This is a genomic window from Bradyrhizobium sp. Tv2a-2 (assembly GCF_000472425.1).
GTDB lineage: Bacteria > Pseudomonadota > Alphaproteobacteria > Rhizobiales > Xanthobacteraceae > Bradyrhizobium.
Map to the genome: position 1 here is coordinate 86,400 of NZ_AXAI01000010.1, position 16,805 is coordinate 103,204.

Annotated in this window: 18 protein-coding genes; 2 read left to right on the forward strand and 16 right to left on the reverse strand. The window is 63.2% G+C overall.

Annotated features, from left to right (window positions below):
• Positions 1-690: 690 nt before the first annotated feature.
• Positions 691-1,497, reverse strand: coding sequence for a response regulator (locus A3AI_RS0121740; RefSeq protein WP_024517597.1), 807 nt, complete (start codon positions 1,495-1,497; stop codon positions 691-693).
• A 202-nt stretch (positions 1,498-1,699) separates the two neighbouring features.
• Between A3AI_RS0121740 and A3AI_RS0121745 the strand changes: the two genes are divergently transcribed.
• Together A3AI_RS0121745 and A3AI_RS0121750 are read left to right on the forward strand one after the other, a co-directional pair.
• Positions 1,700-1,957 (forward strand): NepR family anti-sigma factor, encoded by a 258-nt coding sequence (locus A3AI_RS0121745; protein WP_024517598.1) that lies wholly within the window; start codon positions 1,700-1,702, stop codon positions 1,955-1,957.
• Positions 1,957-2,502, forward strand: a complete 546-nt coding sequence (locus A3AI_RS0121750) for a sigma-70 family RNA polymerase sigma factor (protein ID WP_024517599.1) — start codon at positions 1,957-1,959, stop codon at positions 2,500-2,502. Before A3AI_RS0121745 ends, A3AI_RS0121750 begins: the two co-directional genes overlap by 1 nt.
• Positions 2,503-2,593: 91 nt before the next feature.
• Here A3AI_RS0121750 and A3AI_RS0121755 read toward each other — a convergent pair whose 3' ends face one another.
• From A3AI_RS0121755 to urtA, 15 genes are all read right to left on the reverse strand, one after another.
• Positions 2,594-4,252 carry a CHASE domain-containing protein gene (locus A3AI_RS0121755; protein ID WP_024517600.1) on the reverse strand — a complete coding sequence of 553 codons (1,659 nt, stop codon included), beginning with the start codon at positions 4,250-4,252 and terminating at the stop codon, positions 2,594-2,596.
• Between the two features lie 294 nt (positions 4,253-4,546).
• On the reverse strand, positions 4,547-5,167 hold the full coding sequence (ureG, locus tag A3AI_RS0121760) for an urease accessory protein UreG (protein WP_024517601.1): 621 nt from the start codon (positions 5,165-5,167) through the stop codon (positions 4,547-4,549).
• A gap of 62 nt (positions 5,168-5,229) precedes the next feature.
• A complete protein-coding gene (locus A3AI_RS0121765; RefSeq protein ID WP_502685759.1) occupies positions 5,230-5,958 on the reverse strand; it encodes an urease accessory protein UreF in 729 nt (242 codons plus the stop codon).
• Positions 5,939-6,559, reverse strand: coding sequence for an urease accessory protein UreE (locus A3AI_RS0121770; protein ID WP_024517603.1), 621 nt, complete (start codon positions 6,557-6,559; stop codon positions 5,939-5,941). The genes A3AI_RS0121765 and A3AI_RS0121770 overlap by 20 nt, the downstream gene beginning before the upstream one ends.
• Positions 6,560-6,571: 12 nt before the next feature.
• Positions 6,572-6,868, reverse strand: a complete 297-nt coding sequence (locus A3AI_RS0121775; RefSeq protein WP_024517604.1) for a putative quinol monooxygenase — start codon at positions 6,866-6,868, stop codon at positions 6,572-6,574.
• A gap of 43 nt (positions 6,869-6,911) precedes the next feature.
• A complete protein-coding gene (ureC, locus tag A3AI_RS0121780) occupies positions 6,912-8,627 on the reverse strand; it encodes an urease subunit alpha (RefSeq protein ID WP_024517605.1) in 1,716 nt (571 codons plus the stop codon).
• Positions 8,628-8,673: 46 nt separating this feature from the next.
• Complete coding sequence (locus tag A3AI_RS0121785) at positions 8,674-9,213, reverse strand: HD domain-containing protein (RefSeq protein ID WP_024517606.1); 540 nt, start codon at positions 9,211-9,213, stop codon at positions 8,674-8,676.
• A gap of 4 nt (positions 9,214-9,217) precedes the next feature.
• Positions 9,218-9,523: an urease subunit beta gene (locus A3AI_RS0121790; RefSeq protein WP_024517607.1), complete on the reverse strand. Its 306-nt coding sequence runs from the start codon at positions 9,521-9,523 to the stop codon at positions 9,218-9,220.
• Positions 9,524-9,638: 115 nt separating this feature from the next.
• Positions 9,639-9,941 (reverse strand): urease subunit gamma, encoded by a 303-nt coding sequence (locus A3AI_RS0121795; RefSeq protein WP_024517608.1) that lies wholly within the window; start codon positions 9,939-9,941, stop codon positions 9,639-9,641.
• A gap of 30 nt (positions 9,942-9,971) precedes the next feature.
• Positions 9,972-10,808: an urease accessory protein UreD gene (locus A3AI_RS0121800; protein WP_024517609.1), complete on the reverse strand. Its 837-nt coding sequence runs from the start codon at positions 10,806-10,808 to the stop codon at positions 9,972-9,974.
• Positions 10,809-11,031: 223 nt separating this feature from the next.
• Positions 11,032-11,727 carry an urea ABC transporter ATP-binding subunit UrtE gene (gene urtE / locus A3AI_RS0121805; protein ID WP_024517610.1) on the reverse strand — a complete coding sequence of 232 codons (696 nt, stop codon included), beginning with the start codon at positions 11,725-11,727 and terminating at the stop codon, positions 11,032-11,034.
• A gap of 5 nt (positions 11,728-11,732) precedes the next feature.
• The gene (gene urtD, locus A3AI_RS0121810) at positions 11,733-12,494 is read right to left on the reverse strand and encodes an urea ABC transporter ATP-binding protein UrtD (RefSeq protein ID WP_024517611.1); all 762 of its coding nucleotides are present in this window, start codon (positions 12,492-12,494) and stop codon (positions 11,733-11,735) included.
• Complete coding sequence (gene urtC / locus A3AI_RS0121815) at positions 12,491-13,669, reverse strand: urea ABC transporter permease subunit UrtC (protein WP_024517612.1); 1,179 nt, start codon at positions 13,667-13,669, stop codon at positions 12,491-12,493. The genes urtD and urtC overlap by 4 nt, the downstream gene beginning before the upstream one ends.
• Positions 13,666-15,225: an urea ABC transporter permease subunit UrtB gene (gene urtB, locus A3AI_RS0121820; RefSeq protein WP_051382472.1), complete on the reverse strand. Its 1,560-nt coding sequence runs from the start codon at positions 15,223-15,225 to the stop codon at positions 13,666-13,668. Before urtB ends, urtC begins: the two co-directional genes overlap by 4 nt.
• 192 nt (positions 15,226-15,417) lie before the next feature.
• Positions 15,418-16,734: an urea ABC transporter substrate-binding protein gene (urtA, locus tag A3AI_RS0121825; RefSeq protein WP_024517614.1), complete on the reverse strand. Its 1,317-nt coding sequence runs from the start codon at positions 16,732-16,734 to the stop codon at positions 15,418-15,420.
• Positions 16,735-16,805 lie beyond the last annotated feature (71 nt).

Sequence of the window (16,805 nt, forward strand, 5' to 3'; positions counted from 1 at the left end):
TCGATCGGGTCATATCATCCGGAGACGATCAGCCACGAACGGCCGCGCATCGGTTCCACCCTTTGTTGCTTGCGCAAAGTTGGTTTCCGCCCCATGTGGCAGCTGCCCCCAACAACAGCCCTGCAACTGGGCGGCAGCTACAGGACCGTTGTTTGCGAGGGCGCATCGGGCTGGTGATACGCACGTTAAAAGAACCCTACAACACTACCGCGTGCAATTGTCCCTAGATACAATTGCCTGCCGGGAGTGTTGTCCTATTTCCCCGTCGGGAGCTTTTGGAGGTGGCATGATGCATAGGACCGCATGTGTCGCCGCACTCTTGTTGGCGGGCTTTTCGAGCGTCGCGAACGCACAAGTCGACTGCGCCAGGATACCTCAGGGACCGGAGCGCACCGATTGCTACCTCGGACTTAGTCAGCTCCATCGCGCACAATCGGATCTGGCCGCGGCAAGAGCGCACGCTCAGTCGGACGCTGCGTGGTATCGGGCAATTACGGGAGTAGCCCTGCCAAAGCCTAAACCGCGCCGTCGGGAATAGCGGTTGGAGCATCGCACCGCCCCTTGGCCAACAAAGGACGTTCTCGAAGACCGGCCGATCGGAGGGCAAAAATGAGTTGCGGCCGCCGGAATCACAAGGGCCCGGTGCGCTCATCGCGCGCCGAGCCCCCTGTTCACTCCAGCCAACGCCAACTATGACGCAGCCGCCCTTGGCACGCGGTTGCGCGAGTTGCGCTGGAAGAAAAGCGCCTGGCTGGCGACGGCCGAGACCATCGCCGGCTGGAACGGCTTTGAGATCAGGAACGCCGGCTCCGGCCGCTCACCGGTCAGGAAGCGCTCCGGATAAGCGGTGATGAACACCACCGGCACCTCGAAGTTGCGCAACAGCTCGTTGACCGCGTCCAGGCCAGAGGAGCCGTCGGCGAGCTGGATGTCGGCAAGGATCAGCCCCGGTTTCCGGTTCTTGGCGATCGCGACGGCATCCGCATGTGTCCGCGCGACGCCGATGACGTTGTGACCGAGATTGCGCACCAGACTCTCCAGGTCCATCGCGATGAAGGTCTCATCCTCGATGATGAGCACGTCGGTCGCGATTTCCGCGGCCATCTCCCGGCCCGCGGCATCGGCGAGACGCCGTGTCTCGGCGACGTCATTACCCAAGATGAACGCCACTTCCGGCTCCGAAAAGCCTTCCAGCGACAACAGCAAAAAGGCCTGCCGCGGCAGCGGCGTGATGTTGGACAGTCGCCGCTCCGGCGGCATCGGCAGCGTCGTCACCTCGGCATCGTCATTGAGCGCGACCGAGTTCCAGATCTGGGTGAATAATTTGAACAAGCCCGCCTTCGGCCCGTGCTGCTCGTCAAGCAGCGAGGCGTCCTGAAGCAGGGCCTCGAGCATGGCACCGACATAAGCGTCGCCGGATGCCTGGCTCCCCGTGAGCGCGCGTGCATAGCGGCGCAGCAACGGCAAATGTTCAGCAACAAGCTGTGATCGGGACATCCCCACTCCAATCGATATCGGGCCATGAAAAAAGGGGCGGCCCGGTTCCCCCGGTGGGATCACTACGCACGAGCTCAAGAAAAGTTCCAGCGCGGCTGGAACTTTCTGGGCGACTTTGCATTACCCCCGTTACGCGAAGGCGTCCAAAGCTGGAAATTCTTTGAGAGACAGGGACTTAACCGGGGAAAATGTGGAACAGGTCATGAAGGATGCAAAATCGCAGGCCAAGAACGCCCCACCCGGCCGGCAGGGCGGCCTCAATGCCGAAATCCAGGCGAGAATCGGCCACCAGCTCCGCGCCATGTACGACGACGTCGTGCGACAGGGGGTTCCTGACCGGTTTGCGGAGCTGGTCCGCAAGCTTGATACGCCAACCGCCGCGCACCAAATAAATGCTGAAGGGGGATCCGGCCCTTCCGGAGGCGGGGGCGCCAACAATCAAGAAGACGGGAGGGATTAATGCCTCTCACCGATGCCCTTCGCGACGACATTCTGGCGACGGTGCCGAGTCTCCGCGCCTTTGCGATCTCGCTTTCCGGCAGTGGCGACCGTGCCGATGACTTGGTCCAGGAAACGCTGTTGCGCGCGCTTGCCAACATCGATTCCTTTCAGCCGGGATCCAACCTGCCGGCGTGGCTGTTCACGATCCTGCGCAATCTGTTCCGGTCCGATTACCGCAAGCGACGGCGCGAGGTCGAGGACGCCGAGGGCAACTATGCCAAGACGCTGAAGACGCAGCCGTCGCAGGGCGCACATCTGGAATTCGAGGAGTTCCGTACTGCGCTCGAAAAGCTGCCGCAGGACCAGCGCGAGGCGCTGATCCTGGTCGGTGCGTCCGGCTTCTCCTATGAGGACGCCGCGACGATCTGCGGCTGCGCGGTCGGCACCATCAAGAGCCGCGTCAACCGCGCCCGCTCCAAGCTCGCCGCGCTGCTCTATGTCGACGGCGCCGAGGATTTTGGTCCCGACGAAACCGTTCGCGCCGTGATCGGCGGGAATGGGTGACGTTCAAAATGGGTTGATGTCGTCCCGGCGAAAGCCGCGACGACATCAACCCACGGTCCGGTGACGATTTGTCGCGCGGTCCAACCAACAACTACGACTTCACCGGCCGCACCGGCGCAGACAGCTGCTCGGTGCGGTCGCGTTCGGTCATGTCGATGACGGTGACCATGGGCGCGGTGAGTTCATAGACATAGCTCACATCCGTGAAGTAGCGCGTCGAGGTGCCGCCCAGCGCCTCCGGCGCGACGCGGTCGAGCAGGATCACGCCGAAATCCGAATCCGGCCGGCGCGTCGCCTCGCTGGTGTTGAACTCCTCCCAGCGGAAATGGAAGACGCCATCGGGCTCTTCGCCAGTGACCTCCCAGGTCGCGACGATGTTGGGATGCTTGCCGACCAGCGACAGGCCCTCGTCGGAATGCGAGGCCAGTTCGAAGAACAACAGCGACAGGCTCTGCGCCGCGCGGGCGCTGACCGCGATGTCCGGCCCGCTCACCGCGATGCGGTCGGCGTGCGGGATCGCGCGGGCCTCGAACAGGCCCTTCAGCTTCACGCCCTGCCATTGGCTTTCGGAGAGCAGCGACACCACGTTCGACATGGCGTGAATGCGTCCGATCAGAAGCTCGCGCGCGACATCGATGTCGGCGCCGTGGCGCAGCGTCCGTGTGATGATCGACTGGATCACTGCCAGGATGTTCTTGACGCGATGATTGAGCTCGTCGATCACCGCGGTGAGCCTGCGCTCGAAGCCGATTCTTACCTGGATCTCGCGGCTCATGCGCAGGTTGTTGTAGGCGACATAGCCGAACAGGCCGCAGATCACCACTGTCAAGGCAAGGCCGATCACACCGACGATCGCCGCAGTCTGCTCGGCGCGCCTGGTCACATTGGTTTTGGCGTAATAGGCCAGCACCCAGTCGCGATTACCGAAGCTGATGGTGCGGACCGATGACGGCGCGGGTCCCTCCACGTTGACACGCCGCTCGGAGACGACGCCCTGGTCGTTGGCGACGAATTCACCATCGACGTTGCGAGGATCCTTGAGCACCACCGAAAACAGCGACAGATCGTCATTGGTCAGCATCAGCGACGCGAGATCGTAGGAGAAGGTCACGAAGCCAGCGGGTGAGCTGGCATCCGGCAGCATCACGGGCGCGGCGAGCACGACGCTGTACGGCCCATTCTCGTGAAACATCGGCAGGGGATCGGAGGCATAGGGCTTGCCCTCACCCATGGCGAGCGACAGCATGGTGGAGAGCGCCGGATTGCCGTCCAGCGTTCGCCCGACAAAGGCTGCAGTCTGCACGTTGCGCGGCTCGACATCCATCAGCAGGTCGACCGGCTGCTGCAGCGCATGCGTATCCAGCGGCTTACCCTCGATGTTGCGGATGGTATCGGGAAATCCCGCGCGCTTGAGATCGTTGCGGGCAGCATCGAGATCGCCCGGATTGAGCCGCGCGACCCAGCCCGCGACCAGAAAATCGGTCTTGAACGCGTAGATCGAGGAGCGCAACGGCTCCAGCATGTTGGCCTTGTTCATCGAGGGCAGGCGGAACAGGCCCGAGGTGACGCGGGCGAGCAGCTCGCGCTCGCTCAAGCGGTCCTGCACCAGGCTCGCATGCACGTCGATGGCGCGGGCGAGCGCGATATTGTCGATGGTCAATTCCTGCTGGTGTACGCGATAGGCGGCGAGGCCCGACAACAGGACCCCGATCAGCGCGATCAAGCCGATGATGAAACCCAGCCGAACCACTCGCCTACTCGATCATGCGGGGTTGGCGACAGGACATTCGCCGGAACGGCCGCGCGACACGCGGGGAGAGCCAACCGGCTGATATGATGATGCAGTCATGGTGGCCACGCAACAACGGTTGGCTGGAAAGCTTAACGCTCAGCTCAAAAGGAAATCGCACATCGCAAAATCCGGAGGATGTTAACGGCGTGGTGCCGCCTTTGTTCCGTGCGATTTGGCGAATTTTGCCCGGCTGCCGTACAGCTCGCCTGCCACAAACCTTAACAGCGCGTAAGCGTTGCGCTTGCAGCCACCTTACCCGGCCCTCAATCCGCCCTTGGCTTCGATGAAGCTGATGATGCGCGAAAGCCCTTCGCTCTTCTTCAGATTGGTCATGACGAATGGCCCCTCGCCTCGCATCCGTTTCGTATCGGCCTCCATTTTCTCGAGCGATGCGCCGACATGGGGGGCGAGGTCGATCTTGTTGATCACGAGCAGGTCGGAGCGGGTGATGCCGGGGCCGCCCTTGGAGGGGATCTTGTCGCCGGCCGCGACGTCGATGACGTAGATGGTGAGGTCGGCAAGCTCCGGCGAGAAGGTGGCAGCCAGATTGTCGCCGCCGGATTCGATCAGCACCAGGTCGAGGCCGGGAAACTTCGCGCGCATGTCTGCAACCGCTGCGAGATTCATCGAAGCGTCTTCGCGGATCGCGGTATGCGGGCAGCCGCCCGTCTCGACGCCGGCAATGCGGTCCGGCGTCAGCGATCCCGACCGCACCAGGAATTCCGCATCCCATTTGGTGTAGATGTCGTTGGTGATGGCGGCGATGTCGTACCGCTCGCGCATCGCCTTGCAGAGCAAGTCCATCAGCGCGGTCTTGCCCGATCCGACCGGACCGCCGACGCCGACCCGCAGTGGGCCGTGAGAACTAGCCATGGAGATAGGTCCTTCGAGCTTGGTCGTTCCGGCTTTCGCCGAAACGACGGGTGGAGAGCCGGTCATGACCTGAACAGCCTTGTATACTGGGTCTCGTGCCGAAGGCTTGCCAGATCGGCGCGGAACGTCGCGCTGCCGAGATCGTCGAGCGCGGCACGCTGCGCGCGCTCGGCCGTGGCCGTCACCACGGGCTCGAGCGCCGCCAGCACGCGCTGGCTGTCGGTCTGGCCGAGCGGGATCAGCCGGCTGGCGGCGGAAATCCAGTTCGACACCACCGCGTGAAGGAACGCGTGCAACGTCGGCTGCAGCGGGATTCCGTGCGCGGACGCGACGAGGCCAACCGCGATCGGGTAAACCAGTGTCCCCTCGCAGTGCGACAGCGCCTGCTCCAGCTCGGCACTGGTCCATGCGGCCCGCGCCGTCTCGATGAAGGCCCGGCCTTGCGTCGAGGTCTCAAGCTGCCGCTCGCGCGAGGGCACGAAAGCCGCGGCAAGCTCGGCGATGTCGCGCAAGGCAGCGGTGTCGCCAGCCTCCACCGCGCGATGGGTATGGACCAGGAACACGCCGTCGCAAAAGCCGGGGCCGTCGCCGAGCATCGCCGCGAGCCAGCCGCGCAAGGTCTCGGCATCGCCGATATCGCCCGCCTCCACCGCCCATTCGATACCGCTGGAATAGGCGAAGGCGCCGACCGGAAAGGCCGGAGAGAGCCAGGTCATGAGCCGGTAGAGCGCAGCCGCGTCCGCGCCCATCAGGGCGGAGCCGTCGGCCGCGCTAGTCGTGGTCATGAGCATGGGAATGACCGTGATGGTGCTCGTGATGGCCATGCTCATGATCATGATCATCGTGGTCATGCGCATGATGATCATGGTCATGATCGCCATGCGCGTGGTCGTGATGCGCGTGGTTCCCGTGAGCATGGCCATGATGGGCATGGTCTTCACGCGCATGGCCGTGCGCCGAGCCTTCCGCATAGGCGCCGCCTTCCGGATCGAACGGCGCCTCGATCTCGATGACGCGGGCACCCAGCCCCTTCACCATCGTCTCGATGACATGATCGCGCCTGATGCGCAGCGCCTTGGCCATGATCTGGGTCGGCAGATGGCGGTTGCCGAGATGCCAGGCGACCCGGATCAGATGATGCGGATCGCTGCCCTTGATCTCAACCAGCGGTTCGGCGGCCGCGACCACCTCGATCAGCCGGCCGTCCTCCAGCACCAGCGCATCGCCGCCGCGTAGCGCGACGGCCTTCTCGAGGTCGAGCAGGAAAGCCAGTCCGCGAGTGCCGGTCATCGCCGTGCGCCGCCGGTGACGGTCGTCGAAGTCGAGAACAACCGTATCGGCCGGCGTTTCGGTCCAGCGATGCTGTGGCTTGACCTGCGTCGCGCGGATCATTTTGCTTGTCCTCTAGAATTTCTCGACCTTGGCGTCGCTGATGATCTCGATCACGGTCGAGACCTTCAGCGGCGTGGAAATCTCCCGCCACTTCTTCATGTGCGGCGCGCGCGCATGCGAATTGAGATCGTCACGGGCCTCCCAGCGCTCGACGACCACATAGACGTTCGGATCGTGGATCGAGATATGGCCCTCATAGGACAGGCAGCCTTTTTCCTTCAACGTCTCGGCGATGCATTCCTTGTGGCCCGCAATGAAGGCCTCGCGGCCCTCCGGCTTCATATGCGTGGTGGCGATGACGTAAATCACGAACTTCCTCCCGGTATTGTTCAACTTGTTGAGCAGGAGGACCTTAGAACATGAAATAGCGTTGCGCCAAGGGCAGAACTTCCGCAGGTTCGCAGGTCAGGAGCTCGCCGTCTGCGCGCACCTCATAGGTCTCGGGGTCGACCTCGATGTTCGGCGTCGCGTCGTTGTGGATCATGCTCTTCTTGGAGATCTTGCCACGGGTGTTCTGGACCGCATAAAGCTTCTTGTCGATGCCGAGCTTGCGGCCGAGGCCGGCGGTGATCGCGGCTTTCGAGGTGAACACCACGGAAGAGGCCGTCAGCGACTTGCCAAAGGCGGCGAACATCGGCTGGTAATGCACCGGCTGCGGCGTCGGGATCGAGGCGTTGGGATCGCCCATCGGCGCGGCCACGATCGAGCCGCCCTTGATGATGCAATCGGGCTTGACGCCGAAGAACGCCGGCGACCACAGTACGAGATCGGCGAGCTTGCCCTTCTCCACCGAGCCGATCAGTTTTGAGACGCCATGCGCGATCGCGGGGTTGATGGTGTATTTGGCGATGTAGCGCTTGACGCGGAAATTGTCGTTGTCCTTGCCCTTGTCCTCGGGGAGCGCGCCGCGCTGCTTCTTCATCTTGTCCGCGGTCTGCCAGGTACGGATGATGACCTCGCCCAGTCGGCCCATGGCCTGGGAGTCTGAGGACATCATCGAGAGTGCACCGAGATCGTGCAGGATGTCTTCGGCTGCGATGGTTTCCTTCCGGATGCGGCTTTCGGCAAACGCCAGATCTTCCGGGATCGACGAATCGAGATGGTGGCACACCATCAGCATGTCCAGATGCTCGTCGATGGTGTTGCGGGTAAACGGCCGCGTCGGATTGGTCGAGGACGGCAGCACGTTCTTCAAGCCGGCGATCTTGATGATGTCGGGCGCGTGGCCGCCGCCGGCGCCTTCGGTGTGAAAGGCATGAATCGTACGGCCCTTGAAGGCCTTCACGGTGTCCTCGACAAAGCCAGACTCGTTCAGCGTATCGGTGTGGATCATCACCTGGATGTCGTGGTCGTCGGCAACCGACAGGCAGTTGTCGATCGCGGCCGGCGTGGTGCCCCAGTCCTCATGCAGCTTCAGCGCACAGGCGCCCGCCTTGATCATCTCCACCAGCGACGCGGGCCGCGACGCATTGCCCTTGCCTGATATGCCGAGATTGACCGGAAACGCATCGAACGACTGCATCATCCGCCCCATATGCCAGGGGCCAGGCGTGCAGGTGGTGGCGAAGGTGCCATGCGAAGGCCCGGTGCCGCCACCGAGCATGGAGGTGACGCCAGACATCAGCGCGTGCTCGATCTGCTGCGGGCAGATGAAATGGATGTGACTGTCGAAGCCGCCGGCCGTGAGGATCTTGCCTTCGCCCGCAATCACATCGGTGCCCGGGCCGATCACGATGGTGACGCTGGGCTGGATGTCCGGATTGCCGGCCTTGCCGATGGCGCTGATCATGCCTTCCTTGATCGCGACGTCGGCCTTGACGATGCCCCAGTGGTCGACGATCAGCGCATTGGTGATCACGGTGTCGGCCGCGCCCTGCTTGTTGGTCGCCTGCGACTGGCCCATGCCGTCGCGGATCACCTTGCCGCCGCCGAACTTCACCTCCTCGCCGTAGGTCGTAAAATCCTTCTCCACCTCGATGATGAGATCGGTGTCGGCGAGCCGCACCCTGTCGCCGGTGGTCGGCCCGAACATGTCGGCATAGACGGAACGCTTGATCTTGACGGACATTGGTTAGGCCCCACTTGCAATCAGTCCGGAACGAGGCAGCACGCGCTCATGGCGCCCGCCTCGCATTCGCAACGGCTTCATCGAACAACGCATCGAGCGTCGCATTGCCGCCGCGGCAGCCCGCGACGACCTGCTCGGCCCAGGCGGCATAATCAGCCAACTCCTCGCGCTGCTCCGCGCTCGGATTTGCAAAGATGCGGGCGCGGATGTTGCTGACCTTGTCGGCGATCTTGATCAGTTTTGCGCCAGGCGATTGCTTCGGCGCGTCTTCGATCTGCTTCTGCCGACGCTCGCTTTTGGGGAGGCTCATGTCGTCGGTGCACTCGACCACCAGACCGGCGACGCGCAGCCCGAACCGATCTGCCAACTCGTCATTCGTGGTCTCGCTGTCCTCGATCGTGTCATGCAGCCAGCCGGCCGCGACCAGCTCGGCATCCTCGCCATTCGTCACCTCGGACAGCATGTTCGCGACCTCGGCGAGATGGTTGATATAAGGCTCCTCGCCCCGCCCCTTGCGCCGCTGCCCATTATGCCGCCGCGCCGCAAGCTCGGCCGCTTCAGAGACAAGTCGAATGCCGGTGAGCATCACGTCACAGCTTGCCCATCACATCGCCACGAAAGCCGTAGACCGTGCGTTTGCCTGCCAGCACGACCAGTCGCACCTCGCGGGTTTGGCCGGGCTCGAAGCGAACGGCGGTGCCGGCGGCGATGTCGAGGCGCATGCCGCGGGCCTTTTTGCGCTCGAACCTCAGCGCCGGATTGGTCTCGAAGAAATGGTAGTGCGAGCCGACCTGGATCGGACGGTCGCCGGTGTTTGACACAGTCAGCGTCGCGGTCTTGCGGCCGGCATTGAGCTCGATCTCGCCGTCCTTGATAAAGAGCTCGCCAGGGATCATATTTTCTTTCCTCCTTCATTCCGGGGCAGCGCGCAACGAGAAGGCCGGAATCTCGAGACAATAACTGCTGGATTCCGGGTTCGGCACGGCGTGCCGCCGGAATGACAATAAGGGACTAGCGGATCGGCTCGTGCACGGTGACGAGCTTGGTGCCGTCGGGAAAGGTCGCTTCAACCTGGATATCGTTGATCATCTCGGGGATGCCGGGCATCACCTGGTCGCGGGTGAGCACTTGTGCGCCGGCCTGCATCAGCTCGGCGACGGTGCGGCCGTCGCGGGCGCCCTCGACGATGAAATCCGAGATGATGGCGACGGCTTCGGGGTGGTTGAGCTTGACGCCGCGCTGCAGCCGTCGCCGCGCCACCATGGCCGCCATCGAAATCAGAAGCTTGTCCTTTTCGCGGGGAGACAGATTCATACGGGATCTCTTGAAACCTATGAGAACGACCTAGTTGAGCCAGAGCCGCGGCAGCGGGGGGCCACCGGTGCGGGACAGCACAGCCACGATATCAGCGCGCAGCCGCGCTGCATCTTGGGCACAGAAGCGCGCCATTGCAAACCCATTCCAGGCGGAGATGCCGACCTCGCCGCCGAAATGATCCGCCGCTTCCCGCAGGCGCTCCGCCAGCGCCTGATCGCCGGGCACGATGAGAGCGGTCGCAATCGCCGCGGCATGCTTGCCGATGGCGGACTGCGACAGCTTCTCACCCACATCGCCCTCGAGACGCACCGTTTCGGCGTAAGCCAGTCTTCCGCCGCGACGCACGCGCCAGCGATCGACAAAGGAGCCCTGCTGCACACGCTCGCCCATGGCGGTGCGGCCGAACACCACCATTTCGCACAACAGAAGCGAGGCACCCTCCGCAAGATCGATGTCGATCCGGCGCGACACTTTTGCGCGGTCGAACAGGATGGTTTCCTGCGGCAGCCAGGCAAGCCCGGCGCCAGCGGCAAGCTTCAACGAAATCGCAAGCTCGGCGGGACGATCGGTGGCGCGATAGATTTTTTCCGCGGCGGCGGTCGTCAGCGTCAGCCGCGCCCCTTCATGCGCCGTGATATCGACGTCGAACCGGTCGCCGCCGGCGACGCCGCCGGCAGTGTTCACAAACACCGCCGACAGCCCCTCGGCTTCCGGCGATGGAAAGCGGACGCGCAGCGAGCCTGATTCATGCAGGCTGCCGCGTCGGGTCGCGCCGTCGCGCGCATGCACCTCGAACGCCACCGCGCCACGGGCGCGATTGGCCGCGAACACCGCCGATGCCGTGGTGGGTGTCTCAGTGTCCATCCGTCCCCCAATCCTAAACCAAACAAGGATTTCGCTTGATCGAGTTTATCCGCGGATACGGATCACCTCTCCCCGCCGGGGGAGAGGTCGGCGCGTAGCGCCGGGTGAGGGCCGCAGCTCTCTCGAGGGACCGTAACGCCTCACCCGATTTGCTGCGCAGATCGACTTCTCCGTTTGGGAGAGGTGGACCTCCGTTGCCGCAACAGCTTACCATCATTGTCCGTTACAGCGCCATCTGGCGGCTGATCTCAGCCTGGTCGAGACCGGCGCGATCGCAGGAATATTTGACTGCGCCGCGGTCCATGACCGCGAAAGTGTCGCCAAGCTCGCAGGCAAAGTCGAGATATTGCTCGACCAGCACGATGGCGATGTCGCCGAGATTGCGCAGATATGAGATCGCGCGGCCGATGTCCTTGATGATCGAAGGCTGGATGCCCTCGGTCGGCTCGTCGAGCAGCAGCAGTTTCGGCCGCATCACCAACGCACGGCCGATGGCAAGCTGCTGTTGCTGGCCGCCGGAGAGATCGCCGCCGCGCCGCCCGAGCATGGACTGCAGCACAGGGAACAGCGAGAACACGTCATCGGGAATGCTGCGATCCTCGCGCTTGAGCGGCGCAAATCCGGTGCGCAGGTTCTCTTCCACGGTCAGCAGCGGAAAGATCTCGCGGCCCTGCGGCACGAAGCCGATGCCGCGACGTGCCCGCTCGTAGGGCCGCAAGCTCGTGACGTCGGCGCCGTCGAAGGTGATGGAGCCCGAAGCGATCGGGTACTGGCCGACCAGCGCACGGAGCAGCGAGGTCTTGCCGACGCCGTTGCGCCCGAGCACGCAAGTGACCCTGCCCGGCTGTGCATTGATCGAGACGCCGCGCAGCGCCTGCGCCGCGCCGTAATAGAGGTTGATGTCCTTGACTTCGAGCATTTGCGTTACCGTCCCAGATACACTTCGATGACCCGCTCGTTGGATGAGACCTGGTCGATCGTACCTTCAGCCAGCACGGTGCCTTCATGCAGGCACGTCACCTTGACGCCGAGCTCGCGCACAAAGCTCATGTCGTGCTCGACCACCATCACGGTGTGATCGCGGTTGATCTGCTTCAACAGCTCCGCCGTCTGCTGGGTCTCGACATCGGTCATGCCGGCGACCGGCTCGTCGACCAGCAACAGCCGTGGGTTTTGTGCGAGCAGCATTCCGATCTCCAACCACTGTTTCTGGCCGTGGGAGAGGCTACCGGCGAGTCGCTTGCGGGCGTCAGTGAGGCGGATGGTTTCGAGCACGCGCTCGATCCGCTCGCTGTCCGGCTTGTTGGGCCGCCAGAACAGCGTGCCCTTGACGCTGTGATCGACATTGAGCGCGAGCAGCAGATTGTCCTCGACCGTTTGGCTTTCGAACACCGTCGGCTTCTGGAATTTTCGGCCGATGCCGAGTTCGGCGATGCGAGTCTCATCGAGGCGCGTGAGATCGGTAACGCCGTCGAACAGCACCGTGCCTTCGTCCGGCTTGGTCTTGCCGGTGATGATGTCCATCATCGTGGTCTTGCCGGCGCCATTGGGGCCGATAATGGCGCGCATCTCGCCGGGCGCAAGCGTCAGCGAAAGATTGTTGATGGCATGGAAACCGTCGAAGGAGACATGCACGCCGTCAAGATAGAGCAGCGCGGAAGTGGTACGGCCGTCGATGGTGTTCATGGCCCTTGCTCCGCCATCTTGGGTTCGCTGACGCCGTCTTCGCGCGCGGCACTCACCGCATCCGCCGCGATCGTCTTCTGTCTCATGGGCATCCGCCAGCTATTGAAGGTGCCCACGATGCCCTTGGGCAACAGCAGCGTCACCAGGATGAACAGCGCGCCAAGCATGAACAGCCAGTACGGGGCAAGCACGCCGGAGGTGAAAAAGGTCTTGGCGTAGTTGACGACGATGGCCCCCAGTGCCGCGCCGATCAGCGTGCCCCGGCCACCGACGGCAACCCAGATCACGGCTTCAATCGAGTTGCCCGGCGCGAATTCCGACGGATTGATGATGCCGACCTGCGGCACGTAGAGCGCGCCCGCGACGCCTGCCATGCAGGCGGAGAGCGTGAACACGAACAGCTTGTAGGATTCGACGCGATAGCCGATGAAGCGCGTGCGCGACTCGGCGTCGCGGATCGCGATCAGCACCTTGCCGAGCTTGGACGTCACGATCGCCCGGCAGAGCAGGAAGGCCACTATCAGGAACAGGCAGCTCAGCGCAAACAGCGCCGCGCGTGTGCCATCGGCCTGCACGTTGAAGCCCAGGATGTCCTTGAAGTCGGTCAGGCCGTTGTTGCCGCCGAAGCCGAAATCGTTGCGGAAGAAGGCGAGCAGCAGCGCATAGGTCATCGCCTGCGTGATGATCGAGAGGTAAACGCCGGTGACGCGGGAGCGGAAGGCGAACCAGCCGAAGCCGAAGGCGAGCAGGCCGGGTACTACCACCACCATCAGCGCCGCGAAGGGGAACATGTCGAAGCCATACCAGTACCACGGTAGCTTCTGCCAGTTCAGGAACACCATGAAGTCGGGCAGGATCGGATTGCCGTAGACGCCGCGGGTGCCGATCTGGCGCATCAGATACATGCCCATGGCGTAGCCGCCGAGCGCGAAGAAGGCGCCATGACCGAGCGAGAGAATGCCGCAATAACCCCAGATCAGGTCGATCGAGAGCGCCAGGATGGCGTAGCAGACATATTTGCCCCACAGCGCCACGAGATAGGTCGGCACCTGGAAGACGGAGCCGACGGGCAACAGGAGGTTGGAGAGCGGAATCAGGATCCCGCAGGCCGCGACCACCACGACGAAGGTAGTTGCGGCCCGATCCAGCGAACGTGTCAGGACATGCGGCATCATGCTTCCACCGCCCGCCCCTTGAGCGCGAACAGGCCACGCGGACGTTTCTGAATGAACAGAATGATCAGCACGAGAATGGCGATCTTACCGAGCACCGCGCCGGCCACCGGCTCCAGGAACTTGTTAGCGATACCGAGTGTGAAGGCGCCGACCAGCGTACCCCAGAGATTGCCGACGCCGCCGAACACCACGACCATGAAAGAGTCGATGATGTAGCCCTGGCCGAGATTGGGGCTGACATTGTCGATCTGCGACAGCGCAACGCCCGCAATGCCCGCGATTCCAGAGCCGAGGCCGAAGGTGAGCGCGTCGACCCGGGAGGTGGCGATGCCCATCGAGGCCGCCATGCGGCGGTTCTGCGTCACCGCGCGCATCTCGAGCCCGAGCGCAGTGAAGCGCAGCATCGCGAGCAGGATCACGAACACCGCGAGCGTGAAGCAGAGGATCCAGAGCCGGTTGTAGGTGATGGTGATCTGGCCGAGCTCGAAGGCGCCGCTCATCCAGGACGGGTTGCCGACCTCGCGGTTGGTCGGGCCGAAGATGGTGCGCACCGCCTGCTGCAGCACCAGCGACAGGCCCCAGGTCGCAAGCAGCGTCTCCAGCGGCCGGCCGTAGAGGAAGCGGATGATGCTGCGCTCGATCAGGACCCCGATGGCGCCTGCGACCAGGAAGGCCAAGGGCACCGCGATCAGAAGCGAATAGTCGAACAGACCGGGATAGCGGGTGCGGATCACCTCCTGCACGACGAAAGTAGTGTAAGCGCCGAGCATCACCATCTCGCCGTGGGCCATGTTGATGACGCCCATCACGCCGAAGGTGATGGCGAGCCCAATCGCGGCCAGCAACAGCACCGAGCCGAGCGAAAGCCCGTACCAGGCGTTCTGCACGCCGGACCATATCGCGAGCGAATTCTGAATCGACGAGACCGCGCTCGCTGCCGCCTTTGCGACCGCGGGCGGCTGGTCGGTGCCGATGTCGCTGAGCATCGCCAGCGCGTCCTGGTCGCCGCGCGACCGGATGGTCGCTACCGCCTCGAGCTTGTCGACCTCGGCGGCGTCGGACTTGAACAGGATGATCGCGGCGCGCGCCTGGGCGAGGAATGCCTTGGCCGTCCGATCGGTCTCCTTGGCAAGCGCGCCTTCGACGGCCGGCAGCGCGGCCTCCTCATGCGACTTGAACACCGATTTCGCCGCGGAGATACGCGCGTCAAGGTTGGGCGACTGCAAGGTCAGGCCGCCGAGCGCGGCCTCGATGTGGCGGCGCAGCTTGTTATTGAGGCTGACCGCGCTCGCGCTGTCGGGAATGGCATCGACGGGCGCGCCGGTCGCGGCATCGACCGCCTTGCCGTCCTCCTGCTTAATGTAGACCTTCTTGGTGTCGGCATCGAACATCAGCCGCTCGTCCTTGAGCGCACTGATGATGGGATAGGCGAGCGGACTGCCCGACGAAGCAATGGCGTCGACGGCTTCCTCAGAATCGGAAAAATCGTCGGTGGTGAACTTGGCGACCGCATCCTCGAACGGGCCCGCGAAAGCGGGGCCCGTAAAAGCGATCAGCACGAGCGCGAGCAGAAAGGCATGAAACGGAGCAATGAACCTGGCGAGCACTGGCAAACCCCGGCGAGAGGTAAAAGGAAGGCGGCGACATCGCCGCCTTCCACTTTCTGTTTGCGCATGATCCTTTCGAAAAACCGGTTTCCACTTTTTCGGATCATGCGCCGGTTCTTATCAAGACGGTCAGGCGGGCGATCAGGAGCCCGAGCCGAGGCACTTGTTGGTCTTGACGTTGTAGTTGCCGCACTTCTTGCCGACCCAATCGCCGATCAGGTCCTTGGAGCCGTCCAGCTCCTTTGACCATGCATCGCCGGGGACAAGGTCCTTGGTCTTGTACACCACGTTGAACTGGCCATCGCCCTTGATCTCACCGATGAACACGGGCTTGGTGATGTGGTGGTTGGGCAGCATCTTGGAGATGCCGCCGGTCAGGTTCGGCGCTTCGGTGCCGGGCAGCGCGTCGATGACCTTGTCGGCATCGGTCGACTTCACCTTCTCGACCGCCTTCACCCACATGTTGAAGCCGATCACGTGAGCTTCCATCGGGTCGTTGGTCGTGCGCTTCGGGTTCTTGGTGTAGGCCTGCCACTCCTTGATGAATTTCTCGTTGGCCGGAGTTTTGATCGACTCGAAGTAGTTCCAGGCGGCGAGATGGCCGACCAGCGGCTTGGTGTCGATGCCGGCGAGCTCTTCCTCACCCACCGAGAACGCGACCACCGGGATGTCGGTCGCCTTGATGCCCTGGTTGCCGAGCTCCTTGTAGAAGGGAACGTTGGCGTCGCCGTTGATGGTGGAGACCACCGCGGTCTTCTTGCCGGCCGAGCCGAACGCCTTGATCTTGGAGACCTCGGTCTGCCAGTCCGCGAAACCGAATGGAGTGTAGTTGATCATGATGTCGTCGGCGGCAACACCCTTCGACTTCAGATAGGCCTCGAGGATCTTGTTGGTGGTGCGCGGATAGACATAGTCGGTGCCTTCCAGCACCCAGCGCTTCACCTTATCTTCCTTCATCAGATAGTCGACGGCTGGAATCGCCTGCTGGTTCGGCGCCGCACCCGTGTAGAACACGTTGCGCTCGGACTCCTCGCCTTCATACTGCACCGGGTAGAACAGGATGCTGTTCAGCTCCTTGAACACCGGCAGCACGGATTTGCGCGACACCGAGGTCCAGCAGCCGAACACGACCGCGACCTTGTCCTTGGTGATGAGCTCGCGCGCCTTTTCGGCGAACAGCGGCCAGTTCGAAGCGGGATCGACGACGACTGCCTCAAGCTTCTTGCCGAGGACGCCGCCCTTCTTGTTCTGCTCGTCGATCAAAAAAAGGATGGTGTCCTTCAGCGTCGTTTCGCTGATGGCCATGGTGCCGGAGAGCGAGTGCAGGACGCCGACCTTGATCGTATCGTCCGCGGCAAGAACCGGCGAAATCGCAAAGCCGAGGGCAAGCCCAGCGGTCGCTGCCAGCCAGCGACGGCGGGTCATCGTCGCTATGTTGTGAGCAATTTTGGTAAGCATAGAGGTATCCTCTCCCTGACGCAGGCGTGAAAAAACGCTGCGACGGCCCCATCGGCCGCCTGCGTTAAGGG

Excerpts from the sequence above, each read along its gene's own strand:
- urtE (WP_024517610.1), bottom strand. The coding sequence starts at position 11,727 with ATGCTCGAAGTCAAGGACATCAACCTCTATTACGGCGCGGCGCAGGCG.
- urtC (WP_024517612.1), bottom strand. The coding sequence starts at position 13,669 with ATGATGCCGCATGTCCTGACACGTTCGCTGGATCGGGCCGCAACTACC.
- ureC (WP_024517605.1), bottom strand. The coding sequence starts at position 8,627 with ATGTCCGTCAAGATCAAGCGTTCCGTCTATGCCGACATGTTCGGGCCG.
- A3AI_RS0121740 (WP_024517597.1), bottom strand. The coding sequence starts at position 1,497 with ATGTCCCGATCACAGCTTGTTGCTGAACATTTGCCGTTGCTGCGCCGC.
- A3AI_RS0121750 (WP_024517599.1), top strand. The coding sequence starts at position 1,957 with ATGCCTCTCACCGATGCCCTTCGCGACGACATTCTGGCGACGGTGCCG.
- A3AI_RS0121790 (WP_024517607.1), bottom strand. The coding sequence starts at position 9,523 with ATGATCCCTGGCGAGCTCTTTATCAAGGACGGCGAGATCGAGCTCAAT.
- A3AI_RS0121770 (WP_024517603.1), bottom strand. The coding sequence starts at position 6,559 with ATGATCCGCGCGACGCAGGTCAAGCCACAGCATCGCTGGACCGAAACG.
- ureG (WP_024517601.1), bottom strand. The coding sequence starts at position 5,167 with ATGGCTAGTTCTCACGGCCCACTGCGGGTCGGCGTCGGCGGTCCGGTC.
- A3AI_RS0121745 (WP_024517598.1), top strand. The coding sequence starts at position 1,700 with ATGAAGGATGCAAAATCGCAGGCCAAGAACGCCCCACCCGGCCGGCAG.
- urtD (WP_024517611.1), bottom strand. The coding sequence starts at position 12,494 with ATGAACACCATCGACGGCCGTACCACTTCCGCGCTGCTCTATCTTGAC.
- A3AI_RS0121785 (WP_024517606.1), bottom strand. The coding sequence starts at position 9,213 with ATGCTCACCGGCATTCGACTTGTCTCTGAAGCGGCCGAGCTTGCGGCG.
- A3AI_RS0121800 (WP_024517609.1), bottom strand. The coding sequence starts at position 10,808 with ATGGACACTGAGACACCCACCACGGCATCGGCGGTGTTCGCGGCCAAT.
- A3AI_RS0121765 (WP_502685759.1), bottom strand. The coding sequence starts at position 5,958 with ATGCTCATGACCACGACTAGCGCGGCCGACGGCTCCGCCCTGATGGGC.
- A3AI_RS0121795 (WP_024517608.1), bottom strand. The coding sequence starts at position 9,941 with ATGAATCTGTCTCCCCGCGAAAAGGACAAGCTTCTGATTTCGATGGCG.
- urtA (WP_024517614.1), bottom strand. The coding sequence starts at position 16,734 with ATGCTTACCAAAATTGCTCACAACATAGCGACGATGACCCGCCGTCGC.